At 51.3% G+C, this 12,564-nt stretch carries 6 protein-coding genes, 1 tRNA gene and 2 rRNA genes; all 9 read right to left on the bottom strand.

Annotated features, from left to right (window positions below; all coding sequences use genetic code 11):
• Window positions 1–2 precede the first annotated feature (2 nt).
• A 23S ribosomal RNA gene (locus OCU43_RS20370) occupies window positions 3–2,893 on the bottom strand.
• A 330-nt stretch (window positions 2,894–3,223) separates the two neighbouring features.
• Window positions 3,224–3,299 (bottom strand) — tRNA-Ala (locus tag OCU43_RS20375).
• 67 nt (window positions 3,300–3,366) lie between these two features.
• Window positions 3,367–4,909 (bottom strand): 16S ribosomal RNA (locus OCU43_RS20380).
• Together the 16S and 23S rRNA genes with 1 tRNA gene alongside form the textbook arrangement of a ribosomal RNA operon.
• 744 nt (window positions 4,910–5,653) lie before the next feature.
• Complete coding sequence (clpB, locus tag OCU43_RS20385; protein ID WP_091361733.1) at window positions 5,654–8,230, bottom strand: ATP-dependent chaperone ClpB; 2,577 nt, start codon at window positions 8,228–8,230, stop codon at window positions 5,654–5,656.
• Between the two features lie 137 nt (window positions 8,231–8,367).
• Window positions 8,368–8,532, bottom strand: coding sequence for a FeoB-associated Cys-rich membrane protein (locus OCU43_RS20390; RefSeq protein WP_091361735.1), 165 nt, complete (start codon window positions 8,530–8,532; stop codon window positions 8,368–8,370).
• A gap of 16 nt (window positions 8,533–8,548) precedes the next feature.
• Window positions 8,549–10,504, bottom strand: coding sequence for a ferrous iron transport protein B (gene feoB / locus OCU43_RS20395; protein WP_091361737.1), 1,956 nt, complete (start codon window positions 10,502–10,504; stop codon window positions 8,549–8,551).
• The gene (locus OCU43_RS20400; protein ID WP_091361739.1) at window positions 10,504–10,731 is read right to left on the bottom strand and encodes a FeoA family protein; all 228 of its coding nucleotides are present in this window, start codon (window positions 10,729–10,731) and stop codon (window positions 10,504–10,506) included. Before OCU43_RS20400 ends, feoB begins: the two co-directional genes overlap by 1 nt.
• A gap of 85 nt (window positions 10,732–10,816) precedes the next feature.
• A complete protein-coding gene (pgeF, locus tag OCU43_RS20405; RefSeq protein WP_091361742.1) occupies window positions 10,817–11,545 on the bottom strand; it encodes a peptidoglycan editing factor PgeF in 729 nt (242 codons plus the stop codon).
• Entirely contained in the window at window positions 11,542–12,510 is a 969-nt protein-coding gene (rluD, locus tag OCU43_RS20410; RefSeq protein ID WP_091361744.1) for a 23S rRNA pseudouridine(1911/1915/1917) synthase RluD, read from the bottom strand. The genes pgeF and rluD overlap by 4 nt, the downstream gene beginning before the upstream one ends.
• Window positions 12,511–12,564 lie beyond the last annotated feature (54 nt).

Here is a 12,564-nt window from a genome sequence, read left to right on the forward strand (position 1 = left end):
ATATGGTCAAGCCTCACGAGCAATTAGTACTGGTTAGCTCAACGCCTCACAACGCTTACACACCCAGCCTATCAACGTCCTGGTCTTGAACGGCTCTTCAGGGGGCTCAAGGCCCCAGTGAGATCTCATCTTGAAGGGGGCTTCCCGCTTAGATGCTTTCAGCGGTTATCCTGTCCGAACATAGCTACCGGGCAATGCCATTGGCATGACAACCCGAACACCAGAGGTTCGTTCACTCCGGTCCTCTCGTACTAGGAGCAACTCTTCTCAAATCTCAAACGTCCACGGCAGATAGGGACCGAACTGTCTCACGACGTTCTAAACCCAGCTCGCGTACCACTTTAAATGGCGAACAGCCATACCCTTGGGACCGGCTTCAGCCCCAGGATGTGATGAGCCGACATCGAGGTGCCAAACACCGCCGTCGATGTGAACTCTTGGGCGGTATCAGCCTGTTATCCCCGGAGTACCTTTTATCCGTTGAGCGATGGCCCTTCCATACAGAACCACCGGATCACTAAGACCTACTTTCGTACCTGCTCGACGTGTCTGTCTCGCAGTCAAGCGCGCTTATGCCTTTATACTCGTTGCATGATTTCCGACCATGCTGAGCGCACCTTCGTACTCCTCCGTTACTCTTTGGGAGGAGACCGCCCCAGTCAAACTACCCACCACACAATGTCCTCGATCCCGATCAGGGACCTGAGTTAGAACCTCAATAGTACCAGGCTGGTATTTCAAGATTGGCTCCACATGAACTGGCGTCCACGTTTCAAAGCCTCCCAGCTATCCTACACAAGTAATATCAAAGTCCACTGCGAAGCTATAGTAAAGGTTCACGGGGTCTTTCCGTCTAGCCGCGGATATACGGCATCTTAACCGCAATTTCAATTTCACTGAGTCTCGGGTGGAGACAGTGTGGCCATCGTTACGCCATTCGTGCAGGTCGGAACTTACCCGACAAGGAATTTCGCTACCTTAGGACCGTTATAGTTACGGCCGCCGTTTACTTGGGCTTCGATCAAGAGCTTCGCCGAAGCTAACCCCATCAATTAACCTTCAAGCACCGGGCAGGCGTCACACCCTATACGTCCACTTTCGTGTTTGCAGAGTGCTGTGTTTTTAATAAACAGTCGCAGCCACCTAGTATCTTCGACCAGCGCCAGCTTAGGGAGCAAGTCCCATCACCAGCACCGGCGTACCTTCTCCCGAAGTTACGGTACCATTTTGCCTAGTTCCTTCACCCGAGTTCTCTCAAGCGCCTTGGTATTCTCTACCTGACCACCTGTGTCGGTTTGGGGTACGATTTCTTGTTATCTGAAGCTTAGAAGTTTTTCCTGGAAGCATGGCATCAACCACTTCGTCCAAAAGAGGACTCGTCATCAATTCTCGGCCTTAGGAACCCGGATTTGCCTAAGTTCCCAGCCTACAACCTTAAACACGGACAACCAACGCCGTGCTGGCCTAGCCTTCTCCGTCACTCCATCGCAATAACAAGAAGTACAGGAATATTAACCTGTTTCCCATCGACTACGCTCTTCAGCCTCGCCTTAGGGGTCGACTCACCCTACCCTGATTAACATTGGATAGGAACCCTTGGTCTTCCGGCGGGGAAGTTTTTCACTCCCCTTATCGTTACTCATGTCAGCATTCGCACTTCTGATACCTCCAGGATGCCTTACAGCTTTCCCTTCAACGGCTTACAGAACGCTCCTCTACCACGCTGTAAACAGCGTCCGTAGCTTCGGTGTATGGTTTGAGCCCCGTTATATCTTCCGCGCAGGCCGACTCGACTAGTGAGCTATTACGCTTTCTTTAAAGGGTGGCTGCTTCTAAGCCAACCTCCTAGCTGTCTAAGCCTTCCCACATCGTTTCCCACTTAACCATAACTTTGGGACCTTAGCTGACGGTCTGGGTTGTTTCCCTTTTCACGACGGACGTTAGCACCCGCCGTGTGTCTCCCGTGATTGCACTCATTGGTATTCGGAGTTTGCATCGGGTTGGTAAGTCGGGATGACCCCCTAGCCGAAACAGTGCTCTACCCCCAATGGTGAGACACGAGGCGCTACCTAAATAGCTTTCGAGGAGAACCAGCTATCTCCGGGCTTGATTAGCCTTTCACTCCGATCCACAGGTCATCCGCTAACTTTTCAACGGTAGTCGGTTCGGTCCTCCAGTTGATGTTACTCAACCTTCAACCTGCCCATGGATAGATCGCCCGGTTTCGGGTCTAATCCTAGCAACTGCACGCCCTATTAAGACTCGGTTTCCCTACGGCTCCCCTAGACGGTTAACCTTGCTACTAAAATTAAGTCGCTGACCCATTATACAAAAGGTACGCAGTCACGGTCTCAAGGACCGCTCCCACTGCTTGTACGTACACGGTTTCAGGTTCTATTTCACTCCCCTCACAGGGGTTCTTTTCGCCTTTCCCTCACGGTACTGGTTCACTATCGGTCAGTCAGGAGTATTTAGCCTTGGAGGATGGTCCCCCCATATTCAGACAGGATAACACGTGTCCCGTCCTACTCGATTTCACTACTAAAACGCTTTCGCATACGGGGCTTTCACCCACTATGGCCACACTTTCCAGAGTGTTCTGCTAACGTTAAAGTAGCTTAAGGGCTGGTCCCCGTTCGCTCGCCGCTACTAGGGGAATCTCGGTTGATTTCTTTTCCTCCGGGTACTTAGATGTTTCAGTTCCCCGGGTTCGCCTCTCAAAGTCTATGTATTCAACTAAGAGATACCCAGCTTATACTGGGTGGGTTTCCCCATTCGGAAATGTCCGGGTCAAAGTCTGTTTACCGACTCACCGAACCTTATCGCAGGTTACCACGTCCTTCATCGCCTCTGACTGCCAAGGCATCCACCGTGCACGCTTAGTCACTTGACCATATAACCCAAAAGGGTCTGTCAAAGTCACTGATAAAACTTCATTGTCATCTAACGATGACGCTGAAGTAACGATACATTTACGCCGGATTAGCGCTTGTACATATTTCTCGTTTTGTTACAGGATTCAATTGTTAAAGAGCGGATAAAGCTAAAAGCTTTAAAAGATAAACATCAAGGTGATGTGTATGTTTTAAGACTTTCATGAGCAAGTTCAACCAGTCGTTTAAAGCTATCTTTTTCACGACCAATTTTTGTTGAATCAAGGCAAGTTCTGAGGACGTGTAGCCTGCTACACGACGAGGAACTTAACGCAGAGTCAGCAAAAAAATGGTGGAGCTATGCGGGATCGAACCGCAGACCTCCTGCGTGCAAAGCAGGCGCTCTCCCAGCTGAGCTATAGCCCCATTATGTGCTCTCTTTATCAGTGATCAGATAATTCGTGTGAACGCTTGCTAAGAATCCGCTATCGTTTAAGGAGGTGATCCAGCCCCAGGTTCCCCTAGGGCTACCTTGTTACGACTTCACCCCAGTCATGAACCACACCGTGGTAACCGCCCTCCCGAAGGTTAAGCTAGCTACTTCTGGTGCAATCCACTCCCATGGTGTGACGGGCGGTGTGTACAAGGCCCGGGAACGTATTCACCGCGACATTCTGATTCGCGATTACTAGCGATTCCGACTTCATGGAGTCGAGTTGCAGACTCCAATCCGGACTACGACCGGTTTTCTGAGATTTGCTCCCCCTCGCAGGTTTGCGGCCCTCTGTACCGGCCATTGTAGCACGTGTGTAGCCCTACTCGTAAGGGCCATGATGACTTGACGTCGTCCCCACCTTCCTCCGGTTTGTCACCGGCAGTCTCCTTAGAGTTCCCACCATTACGTGCTGGCAAATAAGGACAAGGGTTGCGCTCGTTACGGGACTTAACCCAACATTTCACAACACGAGCTGACGACAGCCATGCAGCACCTGTCACAGAGTTCCCGAAGGCACTAAGCTATCTCTAGCGAATTCTCTGGATTTCAAGAGTAGGTAAGGTTCTTCGCGTTGCGTCGAATTAAACCACATGCTCCACCGCTTGTGCGGGCCCCCGTCAATTCATTTGAGTTTTAACCTTGCGGCCGTACTCCCCAGGCGGTCTACTTAGTGCGTTAGCTGCGCCACTAAGACATCAAGTGTCCCAACGGCTAGTAGACATCGTTTACGGCGTGGACTACCAGGGTATCTAATCCTGTTTGCTCCCCACGCTTTCGCACCTCAGCGTCAGTATCAGACCAGGTGGTCGCCTTCGCCACTGATGTTCCTTCCTATATCTACGCATTTCACCGCTACACAGGAAATTCCACCACCCTCTTCTGTACTCTAGTTTGCCAGTATCAGGTGCAGTTCCCAGGTTGAGCCCGGGGCTTTCACATCTGACTTAACAAACCGCCTACGCGCGCTTTACGCCCAGTAATTCCGATTAACGCTCGGACCCTCCGTATTACCGCGGCTGCTGGCACGGAGTTAGCCGGTCCTTCTTCTGCAGTTAACGTCACAGCTATAGCGTATTAAGCTACAACCTTTCCTCACTGCTGAAAGTGCTTTACAACCCTAAGGCCTTCTTCACACACGCGGCATGGCTGCATCAGGCTTTCGCCCATTGTGCAATATTCCCCACTGCTGCCTCCCGTAGGAGTCTGGGCCGTGTCTCAGTCCCAGTGTGGCTGATCATCCTCTCAGACCAGCTACGGATCGTCGCCTTGGTGAGCCATTACCTCACCAACAAGCTAATCCGACGCAGACTCATCTGATAGCGCAAGGCCCGAAGGTCCCCTGCTTTCCCCCGTAGGGCGTATGCGGTATTAATCCAAATTTCTCTGGGCTATCCCCCACTACCAGGCAGATTTCTACGCGTTACTCACCCGTCCGCCGCTCGTCAGCAAAGTAGCAAGCTACTCTCTGTTACCGCTCGACTTGCATGTGTTAAGCCTGCCGCCAGCGTTCAATCTGAGCCATGATCAAACTCTTCAGTTTAAATCAAGAATGTCGGAAAAAGACATTCGGTAAATCTAGCTCAAAGTATTAAACAACTTGCAAATACACTTAAATGAATTTACTTGGTGTCGCTTACTTTGATAAAGCTTTTGTGCTTCATCTCAACAAGCGCCCACACGAATTATCTGATCTATCTGTTAAAGAGCGTTGCTATCAACTCTCAACCGTTGCCAGTGAGTCGTCTCAAGCGAGGTGCGTATTCTACTCAACACCCTGATGAAGTCAACCATTTTGTTTGAGAATTTTAACTAAATTTTCAAACCGCCTGATCCACTTCCTGTTTTGTTTATCGCCACCTGAAAAACCGTGTAAACACTGATTTATCAAGGCGTTAAACTCAACAGCCTCACCTGTTTCAGAGACCGTTTCCGGTGGCTGTCTCAAGCGAGGAAGCGCATTCTACATTCTGGGGCAGAGGAGTCAACAGGGGATGCGAAAAAAGTTTCAATTTGATGAACAGTATTGGAGTTTTTAACAGCAAGTGGCTAGAACGCGGCTGCGCCGCTGCTAGACGCTTCGCTTGCTAGTGGTTAGCAGAGCCTTCTTTATCAGTGTTGTGAAAACCCACTTCGTACGCGCGTCCGTAGAATAAAATCTCTTAAACCTTAAACATAAAACCGCCTCGCGGCGGTTTTTATGTTTTGTCTTTGCTTTTTCTAGCAGGAAACGCAGTTTCCGTTCTCGCCACTAGCAAGCGACGAAGTCTCGTCTAGCCACTGCTCTTCACCGAAACGTAAACTTCCCGGCTTCGACATCTACTCCGATTATTGATCCTGGGAGATATTTACCCGCTAGTAGCTCCTGCGCTAAGGGGTTTTCTATCCATTGCTGGATTGCCCGCTTCAGTGGTCGTGCGCCATAGATCGGCTCGAAACCAACATCGACCAGTTTATCCATCGCAGTGGATGTCAGCGTCAACGTCAGTTCACGTTCAGTCAGACGCTTACGGAGACGGTTAAGCTGAATCTCTGCGATACCTCTGACCTGCTCTTTACGCAAACTATGGAAGACCACCACTTCATCAATACGATTGATCACCTCTGGACGGAAGTGATTGCCCACAACCTCCATCACTGATGCTTTCATCAGTTCATAATCCTCATCATCACTAAAGTTCTGAATCAGATCAGAGCCCAGATTGGACGTCATGACCACTATCGTGTTGCGGAAATCGACTGTGCGTCCCTGACCATCAGTCAGTCGGCCATCTTCCAGTACCTGCAGAAGGATATTGAATACATCGGGATGCGCTTTCTCCACCTCATCCAGCAGCAATACAGAATAAGGCTTACGACGAACCGCTTCCGTCAGATAACCACCTTCCTCATAACCCACATATCCGGGAGGCGCGCCGATCAACCGGGCGACGGAGTGTTTCTCCATAAACTCAGACATATCGATCCGCACCATCGCCTCTTCGGTATCGAAGAGGAAGCCCGCCAGCGCTTTACATAACTCGGTCTTACCGACGCCGGTAGGTCCCAGGAAAAGGAACGAGCCATTAGGCCGGTTGGGATCGGCCAACCCAGCACGGGATCGACGCACCGCATTGGACACCGCCAACACCGCCTCGTGCTGACCGATCACCTGCTTATGCAGGGCATCTTCCATACGCAGCAATTTGTCCCGCTCACCTTCGAGCATTTTTGATACAGGAATACCGGTCCATTTAGACACAACTTCCGCCACTTCCTCTTCACCAACCCGGTTACGCAGTAACTGATTCTGCTGAGGCTGATCTTCAACATCCGCGGCAGCCTGTAACTGCTTCTCCAGCTCTGGAATGACGCCATACTGCAGTTCGGACATACGACTCAGGTCACCCGAGCGGGTTGCCTGTTCCAGTTCGGTACGCGCATGATCAAGTTTTTCTTTAATCTGCTGCGACCCCTGCAACATAACTTTCTCTGCTTTCCAGATCTCTTCAAGGTCAGAGAACTCTTTCTCCACTGATTCGATATTGGTTTGCAGTTCTTCCAAACGCTTTATCGCAGCCTGATCTTTCTCTTTCTTCAGCGCTTCACGCTCCATTTTCAGCTGAATCAGGCGGCGCTCCAGCCGGTCCATACTTTCAGGTTTGGAATCGATCTCCATACGAATCCGGCTACCGGCTTCATCGATCAGATCGATCGCTTTATCCGGCAACTGACGGTCGGTGATATAACGCTGTGACAGTTTGGCTGCAGCGATAATGGCTGAGTCGGTAATATCCACACCATGATGGATCTCATAACGCTCTTTCAATCCACGCAGGATAGCAATGGTGTCCTCTTCGCTGGGCTCATCCACCAGAACTTTCTGGAAACGGCGCTCAAGCGCGGCATCTTTTTCGACGTATTTACGATATTCATCCAGGGTGGTAGCACCGACACAGTGAAGCTCACCACGGGCAAGCGCGGGCTTGAGCATGTTTCCGGCATCCATTGAGCCTTCACCTTTGCCCGCACCCACCATAGTATGCAGCTCATCAATAAAGAGGATCACCTGACCTTCCTGCTTGGCCAGCTCATTGAGCACCCCTTTCAGGCGCTCTTCAAACTCTCCGCGAAACTTAGCACCCGCAATCAGAGCTCCCATATCAAGGGAGAGAACCTTTTTATTCTTCAACCCCTCTGGTACTTCACCGTTAATAATGCGCTGCGCCAGCCCCTCAACAATCGCAGTTTTACCTACACCGGGCTCACCGATCAATACCGGATTGTTTTTAGTCCGGCGCTGTAACACCTGAATGGTACGGCGGATCTCATCATCACGGCCAATCACCGGGTCCAGTTTGCCCGATTCAGCGCGCTCAGTCAGATCAATGGTAAACTTATCCAGCGCCTGACGGCTTTCCTCCGCATTAGGGTCATTCACGCCATCTCCTCCACGCATCTGAGTAATCGCCTGTTCCAACTGCGGTTTAGTAACACCTGCGTCTTTAAGGAGTTTGCCTACGCCGCTTTTATCATCCAGCATCGCCAGTACAAACAGCTCACTGGCGATATACTGATCGCCACGCTGCTGCGCCAGCTTATCGGTAAGATTAAAAAGTTTGCCCATGTTCGGCGAGAAACGCAGCTCGCCATCATGGTTTGCCACCTGCGGCAGATCGTTGAAAAGCTGCTGTACCGATGAGCGTAACTGATTCACATTAGCGCCAGACTGAGACAACAGAGGTCTGACCGAGCCCCCCTGCTGATCCAGCAACGCCAATAACAGGTGCACCGGTTCGATATAGTTGTGATCTTTGCCAACAGCAAGGGACTGAGCATCCCCCAGGGCTGATTGTAATTTGCTGGTAAAACGTTCGGGTTGCATGATCCCCTCCTGATCTGTTTAACCCTGCCGGTTTTGAGCTTTCATTAAAGCGGACGGCGGGTTGCTTGATTCATACTACCTATAAGTATGGGTAGATCGGGCGGATTTCAAGGCTATATCAGCATTTGCTTATGTATTTATCGTGACTTAGAGGAAGACCGGTCATTCACACCACAACCAGAGCAGTTGCTGCACCCTCCACCACTGCACTTTTTATTAAAGGTGCGGTAGAGATAGCGACAGAACCACAGAACCACAAGGGCTACAACCGCCACCAGCACTATCCAGTCAAACACAGTCATAGATTCACCTTAGACACTATATCCACAGAGAGGCCAGGGTATAGACCAGCCAGGCACCGATCCAGGCCAACACCAACCCCATCATGACCGATACACCTGCCCAGCGCCAACTGCCAGTTTCTCTGCGAATGGTTGCGATAGTTGCGAGACAGGGCATATACAGCAGGGTAAAGACCATCAGCGCCAAACCGGATGCCGGAGCCAGGGCGCTACCCAGAGCCGCCTGCAATCCGGCCATGTCATTCATATCGGTTTGATAAACAACCACCAGCGATGCGGCAATCACCTCTTTAGCAATAAATCCGGAAAGCAGGGCGACCGTTTCCTGCCAGCCAAACCCCATCGGAGCAAACAAGGGCGCAACAAAGTGACCCAGTTGCTCCAGCCATGGCGTACCTTGCTGCGGAAAACTCTGCAGCAGCCAGATAAGGATTGAACCGACCAGAATAACGCCACCAATTTTGCGCAGGAAATCACCAGCCTTGTCCCACACATGCAGCAGCATTGAACGAGGAGAGGGAAACCGCCAGGGCGGCAACTCCATAATAAACGCCTCATCATGTTGCTCAGGAATCGTCCGGGCCAGCAGTGCAGCAATGGCAAACGCCACCAGAACTCCCAACATGTATAAGCCAAACAGCACAGTACCTGCATGCTCGGTAAAAAAGATTCCCGCCAACAGCACATACACCGGCAAGCGGGCAGAACAACTCATAAACGGGTTGATCAGAATCGTGATCAGCCTTGCCCGGGGCTCTTCGATGGTTCGCGCTGACATGATGGCAGGCACGTTACAGCCAAACCCCATCACCAGCGGTACAAATGCTTTGCCATGCAGACCAACTTTGCTCATCAGATTATCAGTGAGGAACGCAGCCCGGGCCATATAGCCACTCTGCTCCAACAAGGCGATGAAAAAGAATAGCAGAACCACATTCGGCAGGAACACCAACACCCCGCCGACACCAGCAATCAATCCTTCCACCAAGAGATTTTTCAGTAACGACTCTGGCATGAAAGCGCCGACCTGCTGCCCAATCCAACTGACACCCGCATCGATCCAGTCAGCGGGATAGCTGCCCAGCGTAAAGGTGGCTTCAAACATCACCCATAGCAACAGAATAAAAACCGGAATACCCAACCAGCGGTTAAGCGCAATACTGTCGAGCCAGTGATCGGCTGCAGACTGATCCTGATGCTCACTGCTGCTCTTATGCAGCAGACCATGGATATAGCCGTAGCGACCTTCAGCAACCATCTCAGCAGGAGACTCGTCATGTCGGCTGGCAAGCTGAGCCAGCGCCCTGTGCCCTTCTTCTCTCTGGTCATCACTAAGCAGCGCCACTCCCTCGCCCGCAGACTCCAGCCACCTGACAGATTGCCAACGGGTCAGTCCCGCATGTTCCAGAGAGGTGATAGCCTGCTCCAGATGAGGCTCATAGTTAATCAGTAACGGCTCTGCCTGCTGATCCACATTCTCCAGCAGCATATCCATCAACGCAGAGATATGGCTATTACTCCGTCCATCGCTGCCAATCACTGGCTTAGCTAAACCAAGACTCAGCTCGCTCAGATCAACACTATCACCCTGTTTTTCCAGCTCATCCAACATATTCAGCGCAATGACTACCGGCAACCCCTGCTCCAGAAGCTGGCTGGTCAGGGCAAGATTCCGGGCCAGATTATTGGCATCGACAACATTCAGAATCAGATCCGGAGGGGTCTCTATCAGATAATCACGGGCCACCATCTCCTCAACCCGGCTGTTCGCCAGCGAGTAAATACCCGGCAGATCGATAAAGTGAAAATCAACGCCGCACCACGTTTTATGGCCTTCCCGACTGGTGACTGTTACTCCGGCCATATTCCCGGTACGCTGTCGCGCTCCGGTTAGCTGATTAAAGAGAGAGGTTTTGCCACAATTCGGATTACCAATCAGGGCAACATTGTATGAGGAACGGGTATCGGACATCAGGATTGCAACTCCACCTCGATATAACCCGCTTCAGCACTGCGCAGGCAGATCTGTTGTTTACCAATGAAGTATATTCGCGGATTACCCAGCAAAGAGGTGGCTGAAACTGAAACCTGCAACCCTTTCAGAACGCCCAGGGCAACAAGTCGCTGACGCAGAGGCTCAGGGCCTGCGATTGCTTTAATTCTTGCCTGCTGACGGGCTTTCAGTTGGGTAAGTGTCATCGAACACCTCAAAAGTTAATGAGAACCATTATTATATGGTAATCAAAATCAATCAAGTGGACCCGGTGGATTTTATTGACACAGATCAATTTATCCAGATCACACTCGCCATCCGTCCAGTCACACCATCGCGACGATAGGAGTAAAAAAGATCAGATTGAGTGAAGGTACAATACTCCCCCCCGAAGACGTTCTGTACCCCTGCCTGTTTAAGGCGCAACCGGGCAAGCAGATAGATATCAGCCAGCCATTTTCCAGGTCGTTGCGTGGCAACAAAAGCACTCTCGGCGGCAGGCATCACATCGCAGAACTGCTGTTTGACCTCATCCCCCACTTCAAACGCCAGGGGACCGATAGCAGGTCCAAACCAGACTAACACCTCAGAGGGATCAGGAAACACTGCCAGGGTCTGTTCCAGCACGCCACCCAACAGCCCACGCCAACCGGCATGCGCTATCGCAACACGCCCCCCCTGTTTATCGGTAAAGAAAACCGGAAGACAGTCCGCAGTCATGACCACACAGGGCTGCCCCGACTCATCGGACCAGCATGCATCTGCTTCAATCACCAGTCCATTATGGCAGGCTTTAACCAGCGTGGTGCCATGCACCTGAGAAAGCCATTGCGGCTGTTTTAAAAACTTACAATGCTCAGCCAGCAGTTGCCGGTTCGCACTGACCAGATGCGGAGCATCACCCACATGATCCCCCAGATTTAAAGAGCCATAAACATCTTTACTGCAGCCACCCAACCGGGTAGTGGTAAACGCCCTGATATGCTCAGGCGCTAACCAATCGGCAGTAATCAGTTTCACTCTTCGCTCTCCTGTTGCGCGGCATCGCGTTTAAGGCTATTAAGCAGGCTCTGCAAATCATCCGGCAGGTCCACTTCCCAGGCCATCAATTCACCGCTGACCGGATGAAACAGTTCTAATCGTTTGGCATGCAATGCCTGACGATTAAAGCCCTTTAATTTTTCCAGCAGTTGCGGACTGACCCCTTTTGGCAAACGGAACCGCCCTCCGTAGAGCTGATCGCCTACCAGGGGATAATTAATATAGGACATATGCACGCGAATCTGATGCGTCCGGCCAGTCTCAAGCTTCAAACGGATATGGGTGTGTGCACGGAACCGTTTCAACACCCGATAGTGAGTAATCGCTTCCTTACCCATACCCACCACAGCCATCTTTTGACGGTTGCGTGAATGGCGACCTAATGGTTCTTCAACGGTCCCCCCCCCAGTCATAACGCCACCGACAACCGCCTCATATTCACGCCCCATGGAACGGTCCTGCAGCTGTGAAACCAGTTCAGTCTGTGCCTGGATGGTTTTGGCAACCACCATCAGTCCGGTCGTATCCATATCCAGCCGGTGAACAATACCCGCCCGCGGCACCTGTGCGATTGCCGGATAGTAATGCAGCAACCCGTTGAGCAGGGTATCTTCCCAGTGACCCGCAGCGGGATGCACTACCAGCCCCGCAGGTTTATTGATAATGATGATATCGTCATCTTCAAAGATGATATTCAGCGGCATCTCGACCGCTTTGTACTGATCAATGACATCCAGTTCAGCAGCGATCACCAGCAACTCGCCCCCCAGCAGCTTATCCCGGGGCCGCTTAACCTCACCATCGACAGTCAGTTGACCATCCTTAATCCAGCCCTGCAGCCGTGAACGGGAATAATCGGGGAAAAGTTCGGCAACGGCCTGATCTAATCGCTTGCCGATCAGATCATCGGACACTGTTGCATTAAGTTGAACCTTCTCAGTCATGATTTATCTAAGTCTCGGAAAAATTAAGAAAATATAAGCTTTATCGCAAGGAAA

Source organism: Amphritea atlantica (genome assembly GCF_024347255.1).
Lineage (GTDB): Bacteria > Pseudomonadota > Gammaproteobacteria > Pseudomonadales > Balneatricaceae > Amphritea > Amphritea atlantica.